The sequence below is a fragment of the Streptomyces thermoviolaceus genome (assembly GCF_045209695.1).
Lineage (GTDB): Bacteria > Actinomycetota > Actinomycetes > Streptomycetales > Streptomycetaceae > Streptomyces > Streptomyces thermoviolaceus.
On record NZ_CP109280.1, the window covers coordinates 295072 to 311805 of the forward strand.

The 16734-nt window shown below is 72.9% G+C and carries 19 protein-coding genes; 10 read left to right on the plus strand and 9 right to left on the minus strand.

What is annotated here, in order from left to right; translation table 11 throughout:
• Positions 1-75: 75 nt before the first annotated feature.
• The 3 genes from OG899_RS01305 to OG899_RS01315 all read right to left on the minus strand — a co-directional run bounded on the left by OG899_RS01305 (position 76) and on the right by OG899_RS01315 (position 2401).
• Positions 76-1470: an MFS transporter gene (locus OG899_RS01305; protein ID WP_229814436.1), complete on the minus strand. Its 1395-nt coding sequence runs from the start codon at positions 1468-1470 to the stop codon at positions 76-78.
• 77 nt (positions 1471-1547) lie between these two features.
• Positions 1548-2009, minus strand: a complete 462-nt coding sequence (locus tag OG899_RS01310) for a hotdog fold thioesterase (RefSeq protein WP_125498303.1) — start codon at positions 2007-2009, stop codon at positions 1548-1550.
• The gene (locus OG899_RS01315) at positions 2006-2401 is read right to left on the minus strand and encodes a hypothetical protein (RefSeq protein WP_185867859.1); all 396 of its coding nucleotides are present in this window, start codon (positions 2399-2401) and stop codon (positions 2006-2008) included. Before OG899_RS01315 ends, OG899_RS01310 begins: the two co-directional genes overlap by 4 nt.
• A 103-nt stretch (positions 2402-2504) precedes the next feature.
• Here OG899_RS01315 and OG899_RS01320 point away from each other — a divergent pair, with 103 nt between their 5' ends.
• From OG899_RS01320 to OG899_RS01345, 6 genes are all read left to right on the plus strand, one after another.
• Positions 2505-3020: a hypothetical protein gene (locus tag OG899_RS01320; protein ID WP_125498304.1), complete on the plus strand. Its 516-nt coding sequence runs from the start codon at positions 2505-2507 to the stop codon at positions 3018-3020.
• 87 nt (positions 3021-3107) lie between these two features.
• Positions 3108-3419, plus strand: coding sequence for an acyl carrier protein (locus OG899_RS01325; RefSeq protein ID WP_168130989.1), 312 nt, complete (start codon positions 3108-3110; stop codon positions 3417-3419).
• Positions 3316-4311, plus strand: a complete 996-nt coding sequence (locus tag OG899_RS01330) for an AMP-binding protein (protein ID WP_189427665.1) — start codon at positions 3316-3318, stop codon at positions 4309-4311. The genes OG899_RS01325 and OG899_RS01330 overlap by 104 nt, the downstream gene beginning before the upstream one ends.
• A gap of 63 nt (positions 4312-4374) precedes the next feature.
• Positions 4375-4902 carry a SigE family RNA polymerase sigma factor gene (locus OG899_RS01335; protein WP_229813758.1) on the plus strand — a complete coding sequence of 176 codons (528 nt, stop codon included), beginning with the start codon at positions 4375-4377 and terminating at the stop codon, positions 4900-4902.
• Positions 4899-5183, plus strand: a complete 285-nt coding sequence (locus OG899_RS01340; RefSeq protein ID WP_406310864.1) for a hypothetical protein — start codon at positions 4899-4901, stop codon at positions 5181-5183. Before OG899_RS01335 ends, OG899_RS01340 begins: the two co-directional genes overlap by 4 nt.
• Positions 5184-5803: 620 nt before the next feature.
• Positions 5804-6217 (plus strand): Zn-ribbon domain-containing OB-fold protein, encoded by a 414-nt coding sequence (locus OG899_RS01345; protein ID WP_125498307.1) that lies wholly within the window; start codon positions 5804-5806, stop codon positions 6215-6217.
• Positions 6218-6285: 68 nt separating this feature from the next.
• Here OG899_RS01345 and OG899_RS01350 read toward each other — a convergent pair whose 3' ends face one another.
• The 5 genes from OG899_RS01350 to OG899_RS01370 form a co-directional block, all read right to left on the minus strand.
• Positions 6286-7587: a glycosyltransferase 87 family protein gene (locus OG899_RS01350; RefSeq protein ID WP_229813760.1), complete on the minus strand. Its 1302-nt coding sequence runs from the start codon at positions 7585-7587 to the stop codon at positions 6286-6288.
• A 532-nt stretch (positions 7588-8119) separates the two neighbouring features.
• Positions 8120-8305, minus strand: a complete 186-nt coding sequence (locus OG899_RS01355) for a hypothetical protein (RefSeq protein ID WP_125498309.1) — start codon at positions 8303-8305, stop codon at positions 8120-8122.
• 449 nt (positions 8306-8754) lie between these two features.
• Positions 8755-9384, minus strand: a complete 630-nt coding sequence (locus OG899_RS01360) for an MBL fold metallo-hydrolase (protein ID WP_125498310.1) — start codon at positions 9382-9384, stop codon at positions 8755-8757.
• Positions 9384-10469 carry an S-(hydroxymethyl)mycothiol dehydrogenase gene (locus tag OG899_RS01365; protein ID WP_125498311.1) on the minus strand — a complete coding sequence of 362 codons (1086 nt, stop codon included), beginning with the start codon at positions 10467-10469 and terminating at the stop codon, positions 9384-9386. Before OG899_RS01365 ends, OG899_RS01360 begins: the two co-directional genes overlap by 1 nt.
• A 110-nt stretch (positions 10470-10579) precedes the next feature.
• Positions 10580-11488, minus strand: a complete 909-nt coding sequence (locus OG899_RS01370; RefSeq protein WP_125498312.1) for an AraC family transcriptional regulator — start codon at positions 11486-11488, stop codon at positions 10580-10582.
• Positions 11489-11605: 117 nt separating this feature from the next.
• Between OG899_RS01370 and OG899_RS01375 the strand changes: the two genes are divergently transcribed.
• The 4 genes from OG899_RS01375 (at position 11606) to OG899_RS01390 (ending at position 14664) form a co-directional block, all read left to right on the plus strand.
• A complete protein-coding gene (locus OG899_RS01375) occupies positions 11606-12196 on the plus strand; it encodes a non-oxidative hydroxyarylic acid decarboxylases subunit B (RefSeq protein ID WP_125498313.1) in 591 nt (196 codons plus the stop codon).
• A gap of 105 nt (positions 12197-12301) precedes the next feature.
• A complete protein-coding gene (locus tag OG899_RS01380; RefSeq protein WP_125498314.1) occupies positions 12302-13726 on the plus strand; it encodes a non-oxidative hydroxyarylic acid decarboxylases subunit C in 1425 nt (474 codons plus the stop codon).
• Between the two features lie 40 nt (positions 13727-13766).
• The gene (locus OG899_RS01385; RefSeq protein ID WP_125498315.1) at positions 13767-14012 is read left to right on the plus strand and encodes a non-oxidative hydroxyarylic acid decarboxylases subunit D; all 246 of its coding nucleotides are present in this window, start codon (positions 13767-13769) and stop codon (positions 14010-14012) included.
• A 382-nt stretch (positions 14013-14394) separates the two neighbouring features.
• Positions 14395-14664 (plus strand): hypothetical protein, encoded by a 270-nt coding sequence (locus tag OG899_RS01390; protein WP_125498316.1) that lies wholly within the window; start codon positions 14395-14397, stop codon positions 14662-14664.
• Between the two features lie 130 nt (positions 14665-14794).
• On the opposite strand, the gene OG899_RS01395 is transcribed toward OG899_RS01390, so the two are convergent.
• A complete protein-coding gene (locus tag OG899_RS01395; protein WP_168130984.1) occupies positions 14795-16309 on the minus strand; it encodes a sodium:solute symporter family protein in 1515 nt (504 codons plus the stop codon).
• Between the last annotated feature and the right edge of the window lie 425 nt (positions 16310-16734).

Here is a 16734-nt window from a genome sequence, read left to right on the forward strand (position 1 = left end):
AGCACGGGGAGAACGACACGGTGGCCCGGCGGGTTCATATACGAACAGGCGAACGAACGGACGGAGAATCCCGTCTCACGCCTCGGCGGTCTTCTCCTGAGCGGCGATCCGCCGGAAGACCCCCATCATGCCCATCACGACCAGCACCATCGCCAGGCACACGGAGGTGGCCGCCACCATCGCGGCCGGGTAGCCGGTACCCGGCCGCTCGTCCCCCGCGACGGCGAAGAACACCGCGCCGACGGCCGCGACTCCGGCCGAACTCGCGAACTGCTGCGCCGTGGTCAGCGCACCCGACGCCATGCCCGCCTTCTGCGGCGGCACGCGCAGCAGGGCCGCGCCGATCAGCGAGGGCAGGACGACACCGTTGCCGAGGCCGACCAGGCACAGGCAGCCACAGATCCAGGCGACCTCGGTGTCCGCGCCGGCCGCCTGCACCCGCAGCAGCAGCGCCAGCAGCCCCAGGGCGATCACCGCCGAGCCCCCGATCAGAGCGTTCATGCCGTAACGGGCCGTCAGGCGCTTGCCCACCATCGACGACACCATGTAGCTCGCCCCCATCGGCGTGAACGTCAGACCGGCTCCGACGGGGCCGAGCGAAAGGCCGCCCTGGAGCAGCAGCGTCAGCGTGAAGATGAAGCTGCCGAAGTAGATGTAGAAGGCCGCGCTCGCGATGATGCCGGCCCGGAACGACGAACCGTGGAACAGCGTCAGGTCGAGCACGGGGGAGCCGCCGCGCGTCCCCAGCGCCCGTTCCCACCACAGGGTCAGCGCGCCGAACAGCACACCACCCGCCATGGACAGCCAGGTCCACACCGGCCAGCTTGAGGAGTGACCGAGCGCCAGCGGCACCAGGAGCAGGGCGAGGGCGGCACTGAGGCCGACCGCGCCCACCGGGTCGAGGCCGGCGCCCCGGCCGGAGTGCGCCGGGGGCAGCACCCGCGGGGCGCACAGCGCGACCAGCGTGCACACCGGCACGTTCACCAGAAAGATGACGCGCCAGCCCAGTCCCGCGATGTCGGCGTCGAGCAGCAGCCCGCCGAAGAGCTGCCCGGCGATCGAGCCGATGCCCGCCGTCACGCCGTAGGCGGCGATGGCCCGGGGCCGCTCCGCCGGGGCGAACGTCGCCGTGATGGTCGCCAGCACCTGGGGCGCCATCAGCGCCGCGGTCAGCCCCTGGAGCAGCCGGGCCGCGATGAGCTGCCCCGGGCTCACGGCGATGCCGCACAGCAGCGAGGCGAGGCCGAACCCGGCCATACCGATCGTGAACAGCCGCCGGTGGCCGTACAGGTCACCGAGCCGGCCGCCGGTGACCATGCCGCTGGCGAGGGCGAACGCATATCCGCCTACGATGAGTTCCAGGGCCGTGGCACCGGCCCCGAGGTCGCTCCGTAACGACGGTGCCGCCACGTTCACGACGAAGAAGTCGAACTGGGTGACGAAGGTGCCTGCCAGCAGAACGGTGAGCATGGCCGCGGTGGAGGCCCTGCGCGGTGACGTCCCGTCGCCCGAGTGGGTGTGCGCGCGGGTGGATGGAGCCGCTTCGGTCATCTTTTCCCTCGTTGCCTGCGCTGAGCGGTGTTGGGGGCGACGGTGATCCGCGCGGTGCACGTACGCCGGCCCGCCTCATCGGTGATCACCAGATCGTACGAGGCAAGGGTCGGCCCGAGGGCCAAAGCGGTCGCCACCGCGGTCACCACACCGCTGCGCACCGGCCGGTGGTGCGTGGCGTTGACGTCGCCCCCGAGGGCGATGTGGCCACCGCCCGCGTGCATGGCCGCGCCGATGGACCCGAGGGTCTCGGCGAGCACCACGGACGCGCCCCCGTGCAGCATGCCGTACAACTGCTTGTTGCCGTTCACCGGCATGGTGGCGACGAGCCGTTCGGGCGACGCCTCGATCAGCTCGATGCCCATGCGCGCGGCGAGGGTCTCGGGGCCGCCGGGCCGGGTGATCCACGCCGACAGGTCGGCGCTCTCGTCCGGCCCGGCGGCAAAGGACCGGGTCATCGGGCCGCCGCTGCCTTCGTCTCGGTGGCGAACCGGCCGGTGGCCTCGGCCGTGTACGCGTCGAGGTCCGCGTACCTCTCCCGCAGCTTCCGCTTGAGCACCTTGCCGGTAGGTCCGGTCGGGATGGCGGCCTCGTCGAGGGCCGTCTCCAGCAGCGCCAGCGGCGGCTGGCCGGCTTCGCGCAGCGCCGCGTTGGCCCGTGCCAGCAGCTCCGCCGGGTCCGCGTCGGCAGGCGCCCGGACCACCGCCACCGGCACCTGGACCCCCGCACGCCCTCCCGCGGCCACCGCGCAGTCCGCCGCCTCCGGCAGGGCGAGCAGCAGGATCTCCTCCATCAGCACCGAGTAGCCGGGGCCCTCGGGGGTGTGGATCGTGTCCACCGCGCGGTCCACATGGAAGAAGTCCTCGCCCTTCCGATAGGCGAGATCGCCCGACAGCCAGTAACCGGCCAGCTTGCTGCGGTAGTACGTGTCGGCGTCGTTCCAGTACCCAGGGATGACGGACTTGCTGCGCAGCCCGAACAGGCCGACCTCGCCGTCGGCGGCGCCCGTTGACGAGCAGCGGTATCGCGCCGATCCGGGCCAGCGCCGCCAGATGGACCTGGTCGTCGAAGGAGTCCTCGATGCAGACCGCGACCCGGTCGCTGCGCCGCACTCCGCGGTCCCAGGAGAACGACGCCCGGGACTCGGCCAGTTCGTCGAGCTGCCGCAGATTGAATTCCGACTGCGCCACACCGTCGACATTCATGACCGGGCGATCGGCCACAAGGCAGGTCAGATCCGGATGCGGACTGAATTCGAGCGCCTTTCTCCACGCATTCCCGCCGCCCACGGACGTGTCTTCGTAAGTACGCCGGCGGGCGTCCTGATCGAGCATGGATCGCGTCGTGAGCGGCATGTTCACCTGACCTTGGTCGGGTGCAGGGATACGCGCGGCGAGGGGGCGCGCCACGTCGGTGACGACGGTAGACGCCGACACGTGACGGACGTAACTACTCGAACGAGCAGGTGAGTCGACGGGCTGCCTACTCGTTCGCGCGGTGTGCGGGCACCACATGCCGGGCTAGCTTCTCGGACATCGGCAGAAGGGAATGTGCCAGTGACCGCGCAGAGGAACCTCGCAAGCGAAAAGCTACGCGAGATCGTGGCGACAGTTCTGGAACTGGAACCGTCCGAAGTGGGCGAGTCCGACCCCTGGGTGGATGAACTCGGCATGACGTCCCTGGAAAAGCTCGAGGCCATCACGCGCATCCAGGAGGCCTTCGGTACCCCCCCTGACACCGCAGCAGGCGGCGGCGATCGGCTCGGTGGCCGACGCGCTCGCCGTCCTCGCCCCGGCGGACCCCGCGGCCGGGCAGGTCGACCTGGCCGGGCGTCTGGTGCGGAACCGGATCGACGCCGGAGAGGGTGACCGGACGGCCTACATCGACCCTGACGTGGGCCGGGTGTCCTACACCGGGCTGTACGCGGCGACCCGTGACTACGCCGCCGCGCTGCGTGCGACGGGCGTCCGGCCCGGGGAGCGCGGCGTGGTGATCGCCGGGGACTCCGTGGCCACGGTGGCGGCGGTCCTCGGTCACTGGTGGCTCGGTTCCGTGCCGGTCGTGGTGAGCCCGCTCCTCGACGACGCGGACATCGCCTTCGCGGTCGAGGACTGCGGGGCCCGCGTGGTGCACGTCGACGGCTCCGACGCCAAGCGCGCCGCCCTGCATGGAACGCTCGCGCACCTCATGCGCCTCGACGGCGAGGACACCCGCCGCAGGATGTCGGAAGGCCGCGCGCCCGCCGACGACGTTCCGCCGCCGCACACCGGGCCCGCCGACGCCGAGGCCCTCGTGCAGTACACCTCCGGCAGCACCGGCACCCCCAAGGGCGTACGGCACTCGGCGGCCGGTCTGCTGGCCATGGTCGACGGCTTCGGCGGCGTCCTGGGACTGCGCCCCGACGACACGCTGCTGACCACCGCCCGTCTCTCCTTCGGCTACGGCTTCGGCAACGCGGTGCTCCGCGTCCTCGCACGCCACCGGGCGGCCAGCCAGTGGCACCCTGCTGACCGTCGTGGACGGCTTCGACTCCGTGGTGACCCTCGGTTCCGGAACCGGGCGGCTCTCGCTCTACACCGCCCTGGTCGCACTCGCCCTCAACCTGGCCGTGGCCGTGCTCCTCACCCCGGTCCTGGACCGCCTGGGCGTGGTCCGCGGCCCCGACGCGCTCGCACCCGGCGACCCCGTGGCGCGGCGCGGCTCCCGCTTCGCCTTTCGCATCGACTGACCCTTCGAGCCGCGGTGAATCAGGAGGAGTAGCGGATGAACCCCACCGGACCACTCACCCGAGCCGATCACCGCGGGGAAGCGGAGGAGGAGGCGGTGTCCGCGCACACCGCCGCGGTCGCGCCGGACACCGACCGGGACACCGCGGTCGCCGCCCTGTTCGAGACCCACCACGCCGGTCTGCTCCGCGTGGCCGTCCTGCTCGGCGCCGGGCCCGACGCGGAGGATGTGGTGGCCGAGGCCTTCTACCAGCTCCAGCGCCGCTGGGGACGGATACGGGACAAGGACGCCGCCGTCGGCTACCTGCGCGGGGTGATCCTCAACCTGACCCGGATGCGTTTCCGCCATCTGCGCGTGGTGCGCCGGCACGCCCAGCAGAACGTGGAGTTCGCCGAGGACTCGGCCGAACAACACGCCTTACTGCGCGACGAACACCGGCACGTGGTCAGCGCGTTGCGTACTCTGCCGACCCGGCAGCACCAGGTGCTCGTGCTGCGATACTGGCTGGATCTCAGCGAAGCGGAGATCGCCCGGACCATGGGCATCTCCCAAGGTGCCGTGAAATCCCACGCATCCAGAGGCATGGCGAAACTCAGCAGCATCCTGAAGGGAGCCGAGACATGAACGGGGGTACGGAAGAACGGTTGCGGTCGGCTCTCGCCAGGCTCGCGGACACGGTCCAGGAGTCACCGGACGCCTACCAACGGGCGCGCCGGCAGTGGCGCCGCCGGGACCTGCGGCGCCGCGCCCTCACCGCGGCGATCGTGCTGGTCATGGTCGTCATCGCGTGCGGCGTCGGCATCTGGGCCCTGCCCGGCGCCTCCCCGGCCCGGCACGTCATCTTCGACGGCGACCCGCGGGACCCCGCGCAGGACCGCAGCATCTACCCGCCCGGGTCCCCCTGAGGGCACCCGCGCCCAGCCGCGTCGGCCCGTCGCGACACCGGTGGGCCGACGACCAGGTCGGCGGCTCAGGTGAGCGAGGCCGTCGCGTGAACGTGTGCTCTTCCGGCTCAGCCGCGCCGCCCCCCCTCGAACGATCACCGCCATGCCTCCACAGCGCGGTCCGACACCCGCGTCCGACAGCCGGTTCGTCACCCGATCGGGAGCCCTGCACACCTGCCCGCCCTGTGGGTGCCGCGCCCATAGCCCCTGCCGTCGCACACCGCATCGCCCGATCACCTGCCCGCCACCCACATCCCTGCCACCGCTCCCCCGCCCCGTGCCCACCTCCCTCCCGGTGCGCTGCCGGTGAGGTGCACGCGACGGGCGGCCCCCCGGTCGCCCGTCCCCTTCCTGCTCGACGGCCGTGCGGGCCGGGGCCGCCCCATGCCCGCTCGACGGCCGTGCCCGGCCCGGGGGCGCCCCCGGGCCGGGCACGCCGGAGGGTACGCAGTGCCTTTACCGGCGGCACTCAGTGCCATAATCTGATGGTGTGCACGGTGGCGCCGTCGTACCGCGCACACCCGTACGCGGGTGCTCCGCCGCGTGCGGGATCTCCGGCTCAGCGCAGGGAGTTGACCAGCGTGTACCACCTGTCAGGAAATGTCGCTCGTCCGGCGGCCGGCTCCGCGACCGGCCTGCTGGAGTCCGAGGCCCGCGACACGGAGGCCTTGTACTTCCAGCGCTGCACCTGGTGCGGTACGGCCATGTACCACCGGCTGCTGTGTCCGGTGTGCCGGGGCAGCGACCTGCGTACCGAGCGCAGCGAGGGCCTCGGCACGGTCCGCCACTCCACCGTGGTGCACCGCAACTCCCCGGCCGCGCGCAATGTGTCCCTGATCGAGATGAACGAGGGCTTCGTGGTCCGCGGCCGGGTCATGGGCCCGCCCATCGGCATCCACGGCGGTGACCGGGTGCGGCTGACCACGGCGAAGGACCCGGTGCGGGGCGAGCCGGTCTTCCAGCTCGTCGACGACCCGTCCCCGGCCCGGAACTGACCCGGGCCGCCCTGCCCGGCCGGCGCGGGTCAGGGCAGCGGCGAACGGTCCGGTGCACGGTGCGGGCGTCAGGCGGCGGGGACGGCGAGGCGTCGCCGGCCGCCGGCGGCGCGGGCCAGCGCCAGGAGGGTGAGCACGGCGCAGACGGCGTAGACCGTGCCGGGCCAGGCGAGCAGCGCCGGATAGGGATCGTGCCGCGACAAGCCGTCCTCGACCCCGGTCAGCCGCGGCACCAGGCGGGTCACGGTGACCAGGGCCCACAGGGCGAGGGTGACACGGCTGAGCGTGTACCCCCGACCCGGCCCGTGGGCCAGCCAGATCATGGCGGGCACACACCAGATCCAGTGGTGCCCCCAGGAGATGGGGCACATCAGCAGCCCGTACAGCTCCACGGCGACCAGGGCACCGAGCGCATCGCTCCGACGTACACAGGAGCACAACGCCCAGGCAGCGGCGAGCGTCACCCCGGCGAGCGCCGCCCACCACAGCGGTGAGGCGATGACGTCCGGGCCGAGCAGCCGGGTCAGGGCCCCGCGCAGGGACTGGTTGCGCATCGTCCAGACCGGACCCACGCGGTGCGTGTCGACGACCAGCTCCGTCCAGTAGCGCACCGACTCGTGCGGGGCGACGCACCAGGCCAGCACCACGGTCGCGATCCCCGTGCCGACGGCCCACACCGCCGCCCGCCACTGCCGGGTGACCAGCAGATACAGACCGGCGACGGCCGGGGTCAGTTTGACCGAGGACGCCAGTCCCACCGCCGTACCCCGCGCCGCCGCGCCGCGGCACAGCGCGAGACCGCCCAGGACGGCCGCGCCCAGCAGCAGATTGACCTGCCCCTGGTCGAGGGTGTGGCGCACGGGCGCCGTCCACAGCCCGGCGGCGGCCCACAGCAGGGCCAGGTCCCGGGTGCGCCCGCCGGGGCGCGGGGTGAGCAGCCCGAGGGCGCCCGCCGCGAGGACGACCAGGGCGGCGATCGACAGCATCTGCCACAGGGCGAGCAGCACCGTCCAGGGCAGCGGGGACAGCGGCAGGAACAGCAGGGCCGCGAACGGCGGATAGGTGAACGGCAGGACGGGGATCGGCGGCTTGGTGTGGAGCGCGTAGTCGTACAGTCCGCCGGTGAGCACATGCGGTGCGCCCTCACGGTAGACCCGCAGGTCCAGGGGCGTCGGCGGGTGGACGGCGAGGACGAGGACGTGCAGCGCCAGAGAGCCGGCGAAGACCCAGCCGGCGTGCCCGGTGAGCCACGCGACGCACCGGCGCCCTCGATCCAGGGCCGCTCCGACCGGATCGGCCCCACTCGCGGCACCGGTCCCTTGCTCGACTCGTCGGCGCTCGTCCGCGGCGCCCGCTCCCTCCGCCCTCACGCGCCCGCAGCCTAGCCCGCCGGACGCGGCCCCGGGGTCCGTCGAACGGGCGATACAGAAGAGCCGGGCCTTGACGGAAACGGGCGGCGGGACCCGAGACGGCGCACGGTGGACGTGCCATCGCGTGTGGGGAGTGCCGTCGCGAGAGGCGGACGCCCGCGGGAGAAGTGGCGCCCCGGAGAGGCGCACACCCGCGGGAGAAGTGGCGCCCCGGAGAGGCGGACGCCTGCGCCGCGGCGGGCGACCGGGCGACGGTCCGGCCATGGACGGACGACGCGACGAACGGAACGAGCGGCGGATGCCGTGCGAGAACGGCAACAGCCCCCGCCAGGCCGCAGGAGCGGGCCTCGCCCGGGGGTGGTGCGGGCGGACGACGTGGACCGCGTCCGCTACGGGGCCCGGCCGGGCCGTCGCGCGGGCCGGGCCGGTGTGTCGGAGCACGGGCAGGCCAGGGGCCCGGTGCGAGCCGACCTGAGACCGGTGCGGGCCGGCCGCGTGCACGACGGAGACGCGACGGGCCCCTCGGCGGGACCTACGCGGCCCGGCCCGAGTGCCATGCGGCCGCGGCCCACTCCATGACCAGGCGCTGGTACTGCTCACGCTGCTCGGTGGTGAGCCTTCCGCCCGCCCGGCGCCACAGGGCGCGGATCTCCTCGTTGACCTCCGCGGCCGATCGCTCGGAGGCGGGTTCAACAGTGATGGACATGCTGTGAAGCATATGCCGGTCGGCGTGAAGACGGCGTGAGTAAGTAGGAGTGATTCGGGCATATCGGACCGTGGTGCTCATCACGTCAACGCCGCGCCGCCTACGGGCAGTTGGCGACCGACCACGGGGGCGGGGCGGAGGAGGGCAGTGCGGTGACAAGCATCACGTGGGACGGCCCGGTGGCGGCAGCGGGCCGTCCCGGCCCGCTACGGCCGGCGCACGGCGGCCGACAGCCGGCGGCGGCAGCTGTGCCCGTGGACCGGTCGCCCACGAGGCCGCACCCCGTCCACCAGCGTCACCGTGCGCCAGGGCCGCCCTCCACCGGGGCCACGAACCGCCCTGGGCCCTCGCCACCCCTGGTGCCGCCACGGGCCGGCCCTCGGCCGCCGAACCGAAGGGCACCGACCACCGCGGGCGGGCAGCGCCGCGCCGCCCGCCTGCGGTGGTCGCGGGCGTTCCGCTCAGTGCCCGCGGGCGATCCACTCGTCGAGGTGGGGTGCCTCGTCACCGATGGTGGTGGAGTCGCCGTGGCCGGTGAGCACCCGTGTCTCGGGCGGCAGCGTCAGCAGGCGCTCGCGCACGGACTCGATGATCGTCGGGAAGTGGGAGTAGGAGCGGCCGGTGGCGCCGGGGCCGCCCTGGAAGAGGGTGTCGCCGGTGAAGACGGCGCCGAGAGCGGGGTCGTACAGGCACACCGCGCCCGGGGCGTGCCCCGGGGTGTGGATCACCCGCAGGTCGGCACCCGCCGCCTCGATGACCTGACCGTCGGTCAGATGCTCGTCCGGATCCCGGTGCGGGTGGGTCATCTTCCACAGCGGCAGGTCGTCGGGGTGCAGCCAGATGCGCGCACCGGTCCGGTCGGCGAGCGCGGGTGCGGCGTTGACGTGGTCGTTGTGGGCGTGGGTGCACACGATCGCGGTGAGCCGGCGGTCGCCGACCGCGGCGGCGATCGCGTCGGCGTCATGGGCGGCGTCGATGACGATCACCTCGTGGTCGTCGCCGACGAGCCACACGTTGTTGTCCACGTCCCAGGTGCCGCCGTCGAGGGTGAACTGCCCGGAGGTGACGAGGCGTTCGATGCGGGCGGTCATCACAGCACCACCACCGAGCGCAGCACGTCGCCGCGGTGCATCCGCTCGAACGCCTTTTCCACCTCGTCCAGCTGGATGGTCTCGGTGACGAACTTCTCCAGCGGCAGCCGTCCCTGCCGGTGCAGGTCGATGAGCATCGGGAAGTCGCGGGAGGGCAGGCAGTCGCCGTACCAGGAGGACTTGAGCGCGCCGCCGCGTCCGAAGACGTCCAGCAGGGGCAGCTCCAGTGTCATCTCCGGGGTCGGCACGCCCACCAGGACGACGGTGCCGGCCAGGTCGCGGGCGTAGAAGGCCTGCTTGTAGGTCTCGGGGCGGCCCACGGCCTCGATGACCACGTCGGCGCCGAAACCGCCGGTCAGTTCGCGGACGGCCTCGACCGGGTCGGTGGTGCGGGAGTTGACGGTGTGGGTGGCGCCCATGGTGCGGGCGATGTCGAGTTTCCGGTCGTCGACGTCGACCGCGATGATCTTGGCGGCGCCGGCCAGGCGGGCACCGGCGATCGCCGCGTCCCCGACGCCGCCGCAGCCGATCACGGCGACCGAGTCGCCGCGGGTGACGTTGCCGGTGTTGATGGCGGCGCCGATGCCGGCCATCACGCCGCATCCCAGCAGCCCGGCCACGGCCGGGGAGACGGACGGGTCGACCTTGGTGCACTGCCCGGCGGCGACCAGGGTCTTCTCGGCGAACGCGCCGATACCGAGGGCGGCCGACAGTTCGGTGCCGTCGGTGAGGGTCATCTTCTGCCGGGCGTTGTGGGTGTCGAAGCAGTACCAGGGCCGGCCCCGCAGACAGGCGCGGCACTGGCCGCACACCGCACGCCAGTTGAGGATCACGAAGTCGCCGGGGGCGACGTCGGTGACCCCGTCCCCGACCGACTCCACCACGCCGGCGGCCTCATGGCCCAGCAGGAAGGGGAACTCGTCGGTGATGCCGCCCTGTTTGTAGTGCAGGTCGGTGTGGCAGACCCCGCAGGCCTGGACCCGCACCACGGCTTCTCCCGGCCCGGGGTCCGGCACCACGATCGTCTCGACCCGCACGGGCTCGTTCTTGCCGGGTGCGATCACGCCGCGCACGTTCTGCGCCATGAGGAGGTCCTTTCCCTCGGCCGTTGTCCGTTCCCGACACTACGCCGCAACTGATCGGTAAGGGGACGGATCGGCACGCAAAGATCGCGGAAGGAGCGCGGCGGCCGGTCTCAGCGGGTCGTGCCGCGGGCCCGGGCCCGGAACGCCGCCGGGGTCTCGCCGGTGCGGCGGCGGAAGAAGCGTGCGAACACGGTGGCGTCCGGGAAGCCGAGCCGGTCGCCGACGGCCGCGGCGGGCAGGTCGGTGTGCCACAGCAGCCTGCGGGCCTCCAGCAGGACGCGGTCGTCGATGAAGCTCTTGGCGCCGGTGCCGACGGCCGCGCGGGTGGCCCGGGTGAGGGTGCGCACGCTGTAGCCGAGGGCGCGGGCGTAGTCCTCGACGCGGTGGGTGCGGGTGAAGTCCCGCTCCACGGCGCGCTGGAAACGGCGGAACGCCTCGCTTCCGCTGCCGGCGGCGCGCTCCGCGCCCCGGGCGTGGGTCAGGCGCAGCACCAGGACGGACAGCAGGTGCCGTACGACGTCGATGTGCACGGTCAGCGGCAGGCCGGTCAGCTGCCGGTACTCGGCCTCCAGCAGGTCCAGCGCCCTGCGCAGGGCCTGCGCGTCCGGCCCGGTGGGGGTCAGCGGAGCCCGCCACACCGGCTGGTCGACCCGTGCCGCCTCGGCGGTGGCGGGGGTGAGGAAGCCGGGGGTGAACAGCACGACGGTGGCCTCGGCGGCGTTCAGGTCGGAGTCGTACTGGTGGACCTGTCCGGGGCGCACCCACAGCCAGTCGCCCGCCCGCAGTTCGTGGGCGCTGAAGTCGAGCGAGCAGCGCAGGGTGCCGCGGCGGACGGCGATCAGCTCGTGGAAGGCGGGCCGTTTGGCCGCGTACACATCGAGTCCGTGGCTGCGGGCCCGTGCCTGCAGTCCGGGCAGGTCGAGCACCTCGGCCCCGGGCGGGGCTCCGGCGGCGGCACGGTAGGGGATCCGGGTGACGTCGGCCCGCTCCGCACGGCCCCGGTGTCCGTTTCTGTCCATGGCGTGTCTCCACGATACGCCGTTGCGCTCCGGATTCGCTCCTAACGTCGGATGGGTAAGGGCACGGGTGACCGAAACGGTCGGCACGTGCCGCTTCCGGCGGAAGGATGACCAACCGTGCGACTCATCGTGGGCATGACCGGCGCGACAGGCGCCGTGTTCGGTGTCCGGCTGCTGCAGATGCTGGCCGAGCTGCCGGAGGTGGAGACCCACCTGGTGCTCAGCCGGTGGGCGCGCGCCACGATCGAGCTGGAGACCGGCCTGTCGGTCGCGGACGTCACCGCGCTCGCCGATGTCTCCTACGCCCCCGAGGACCAGGGGGCGGCCATCTCCTCGGGTTCGTTCCGCACGGACGGCATGGTGATCGTGCCCTGCTCGATGAAGACCCTGGCGGGCATCCGCGCCGGGTACGCCGACGGGCTGGTGGGACGGGCCGCCGACGTGGTGCTCAAGGAGCGGCGCCGGCTGGTCCTGGTGCCGCGCGAGACACCGCTGAGCGAGATCCACCTGGAGAACATGCTGTCCCTGACCCGCATGGGCGTGCAGGTGGTGCCGCCGATGCCCGCGTTCTACAACCACCCGCAGTCGGTGGACGACCTCGTCGACCACATCGTGACCCGGATCCTGGACCAGTTCGACCTGCCGGCCCCGGCGGCCCGCCGCTGGGAGGGCATGCGCGCCGCCCGCACGCTGCGGCCCGCGGGCTGATCCCCGCCCCCGCCGCACCGCCGACCACCGGGATCGGGCGGTCGCCCACCGCCCTTCCCCCGGCCCGTACCACGAGACATCACTCGGCACCGAAAGGCAGACCCCATGCCGTACGACGATCTGCGCGGCTTCCTCACCGCGCTCGAGGACGCCGGTCAACTGCTGCGCATCACCGACGAGGTGCAGCCCGAGCCGGACATCGCGGCCGCCGCGAACGCCGCGCCGCGACTCGGGGACGCGGCGCCCGCGCTGTACTTCGACAACGTGCGCGGCTTCACCAGCGCCCGTATCGCCATGAACGTGCACGGTTCCTGGGCCAACCACGCCCTGGCCCTCGGTCTGCCCAAGGAGACGCCGGCCAAGGAGCAGGTGGCCGAGTTCATCCGCCGCTGGGACGACTTCCCGGTCGCCCCCGAGTGGCGCGAGGACCCGCCGTGGGCACAGAACACCCTGGAGGGCGACGACGTCGACATCTTCGAGGTGCTGCCGCTGATCCGGCTCAACGACGGAGACGGCGGCTTCTACATCGACAAGGCCGCGGTCGTCTCCAAGGACCCCGACGACCCGGAGAACTCCGGCAAGCAGAACGTCGGCGTCTACCGCATCGAGGTCAAGGGCAAGCGCAAGCTCGCCCTGCAGCCGGTGCCCATGCACGACATCGCCCTGCATCTGCGCACCGCCGAGGAGCGCGGCGAGGACCTGCCGGTCGCGATCACGCTCGGCAACGACCCGGTGATCAGCATCGCCGCGTCCACGCCGATGAAGTACGAGGAGAACGAGTACGAACTGGCCGGTGCGCTGCGCGGCGCGCCCGCCCCGATCAGCCGGGCCCCGCTGACCGGCCTGCCGGTGCCGTGGGGTGCGGAGGTCGTGATCGAGGGTGTGATCGAGGGCCGCAAACGGGAGATCGAGGGTCCCTTCGGCGAGTTCACCGGCCATTACTCCGGCGGCCGCAGCATGCCGGTGATCCGCATCGACCGGATCTCCTACCGCACCGACCCCGTCTTCGAGCACCTCTACCTCGGCATGCCGTGGACGGAGTGCGACTACCTGATCGCCGCGAACACCGCGGTGCCGCTGTACAAGCAGCTCAAGGCCGACTTCCCGGAGGTGCAGGCGGTCAACGCCTCCTACACCCACGGCCTGGTGGTCATCGTGTCCACGAAGAAGCGGTACGGCGGCTTCGCCAAGGCGGTCGGGCTGCGGGTGCTGACCACGCCGCACGGACTGGGCTACGCCACCACGGTGATCGTGGTGGACGAGGACGTGGACCCGTTCAACCTGCCGCAGGTGATGTGGGCGCTGTCCACCAAGATGAACCCGGCCGGCGACCTGATCCGGATCCCGAACCTGCCCGTGGTCGAGCTGGCTCCGCAGGCCCAGACCCCCGGTGTGGTCGACAAGCTGGTCATCGACGCGACGACCCCGGTCGGAGCCGACCGACGCGGCAACTACGGCACCCCGGTGCACGACCTGCCGGAGACGGCCGAGTGGCTCGCCCGGCTGCAGGCCCTGGCCGCGCGCCGCTGACCGCCGACGCCCCGACGAGCCACGCTTCAAGGAGATCACCATGTCCGCTGCCCCGACCGTCTGCCCGCGCTGCGCCCACGACGGCATCGAGCACGTGCACTCCTCGCCCGTGCCCGGTGTGTGGGAGGTGCTGCAGTGCGGGCGCTGCCTGTACATGTGGCGCACCAGCGAGCCCGCCCGGCGCACCGACCGCGACGCCTACCCTGCCGGTTTCCGGATGACCGCGGAGGACATCGCCGCGGCCACCGAGGTGCCCGCGGTGCCGCCGCTGCGGCCCACCGCCTGACCGGCAGGTCCGCCGCTCCCCTCGCGGTGCCCGTCCGCCCTTCGTGGTGACGCCCGCAGCCGGACGCCCCCATCCCTGACACCCCGTGCCGGCGACCGGTGCGGGGGCGTCCGGCTGCTGCGTTTGCCGGGGCCGCCGCGGCGCCGCACGCTCGGAGGAGCTGGTGAGGCACGTTCCGCCGGCGGGTCCGCTCGGCCGGGCCGCCGGCCGGTGAGGAGGCGCCCATGGGAACCGCGACGGGTTTCGTCGCCGGCCCCGGCACGCGCGCCCCGCTGCGGGGTGCCGGGGAGCGCGCGGCGTCCGCCCTGCCACCGCCGTCGCCGCCGTCGGCACGGGCTTGTGGAGCCCGCCGGGACCGCGCCGGGACGATCACGGTCCGGGCATGGCACGCGTAGGCAGACGGGGCGCGCGGTTCCAGGTCAGCTCCCGGCTCACCTGGACCTTCTCCGCGCGTGCCGGGGTGGGCGGGGCGCACTCGGCCGGGCCGCGCCGCGCACAGGCCGCCGGTGCCGTGCTCCGTCCGTCGGCCGCGGCCGTGGTGCGCGCGCTGCTGCGGGCGGCCCTGCCGCACCGACGTGTCCCGGTCGCGGGGTTCCGCGGCGGGCGGCGGGCCGGGGTGGTCCGTGCGGTCCGGGGGCGCGCCCGGCGCTGAGCCCGCCGGGCCCGGGCCCGCCGGCCGTCACCGTGCGGCGCCCGCACAGGGTCGCTGGTCGCTCTCGTGCCGGTGGTTCTCCATGCGGCCTGCGCCGTCGGCGCTCTGCGCGGCCCGTGCCGCCGGCGTCCTAGGCGGGCCGTTCGGTCACCGGGAGTGCCGCCGTGCCGGGCGCCGGGTCCGGGCGGGAGACGGCCCGGACCACCGCGTCGGCGCGCTCGTCCGCCTCCGGCCACAGCAGGCCGAGGCCGGCGTAGACCACGAGCGAGGTGACCAGCGGGGTGACGACGACGGCGGTCTGGGAGGCGCCGTCGATGCCGTACGTGACGAGGAAGTACCCGGCGAGGCCGAGCGCCCAGGACGTGAGGGCGGCCCGGGGCCCGCAGCGCCGGAAGGCGGGCAGCAGCCCGAGCAGCATGGGGATGGAGATCGGACCCATCACGGCCGCGACCATGCCGACGATGATCCCGAGGACGCCGCCGAAGTGGTCGGCCTCGATGGCGACGATCATGGACACGGTGATGAACAGGACCGTGAACACGCGGGCCGCCCGCAGGCCGCGCTCGGTGCCGGCGTCACGGAAGGAGGGCAGCACCGCGGGCAGGATGTCCCGGGTGACCACGGCCGAGATGGCGTTGGCGTCCGAGGAGGCCATGGCCATGGTGTGGGAGAACATGCCGGCCAGGGTGAGGCCGACCAGACCGGCGGGCAGATAGGACTGCGCCATCAGCGCATAGGTCTGCTCCGGATCGGCGATGTGCGGCATGAGCACGGGCGCGGCGACCGCGGGCAGCAGCAGCACGGCCGGCCAGACCAGGTACAGCCCGGCCGACAGCGCCGCCGAGCGGCGGGCGGCGCGCGGGGAGTCCGTGGCCATGTAGCGCTGGGCCAGGTTCCACATGCCGCCGTTGTACTCGAAGAGCTTCGCCACGATGTACGCGGTGAGAAAGCCTGCCGTGTAGGGGCCGACGAGCGGGTCGGTGTGCCCGGAGGGCAGCCGGTGCCACAGGGTGCCGAGGGAGGAGATCCCGCCGAGCCGGTCGAGGACGACCCACATCATGGACAGCGCCGCCAGGCCCTGGATGACGAACTGGCCGAACTCCGTCAGGGCGTCCGCCCACAGGCCGCCGACCGTGCAGTACAGCAGGGTGACGATGCCGGTCAGCAGGATGCCGTGGGTCATCGACATGCCGGTGAAGACCTTCAGCAGCACGGCCACCGAGGCCCACTTCGCGGCGACGTCGAACACCTTCAGCAGGGCGCCGCTCCACGCGAGGGCCTGCTGGGTGGGGACGTTGTAGCGGCGGGCGAGGTACTCCAGCGGGGAGGCGACCTCGAAGCGCCGGCGCAACCGGTTCCAGCGGGGCGCGAACAGCCAGGCGCCGACAGCGGTGCCCAGGGCGAGCGGCAGGAACGCCCAGACGTAGACGGTGATGCCGTAGGTGTAGGCGACCGCGGCGTAGGCGACGAAGACGGCGGCGCTGTAGCCGGACATGTGGTGCGAGATGCCGGTCAGCCACCAGGGCATCGTGCCGCCGCCGGTGAAGTAGTCGGAGACGTCGGCGACGCGCCGGTGCGACCACAGGCCGATGAGCAGCATGATCAGGAAGTAGGCGCCGACGGCGGCCCAGTCGAGCCAGTGCATGGGGGACCTTCTTCTCGCGGAGCGGGGAGGCGAGTCGACAGATCCGCCGGCCAGACCGAAAGTTTCGATTCCGTGATCCGCCGAGCGCGACGACCGCACCCCCAAGGTGATCACATACATGAACATGCATCAGAAATACGAATGATGCGTGGGAATCTAAGGGCGCGCGCTCACCAGGGTCAAGGGGTGCGCACCCAGGAAGACGCCGAGTCGCACCAGGGCGCGAACACACCCGCCCCCCGTCGACACCGACACCGAAACTTTCGGAAGGCCACCGCGCCGGTCACGCTGCTGGACGCGGCGCCGCCTCCGACGGACCGTCACCGGCGCCCCGTCCGGACCGCCCTACGCACCACGGAGGAATCCCGGACAGTTCCCGTCGCACCACTCGCCCTGCCCGGGGCCCGGCCATAGAGTGACGTACA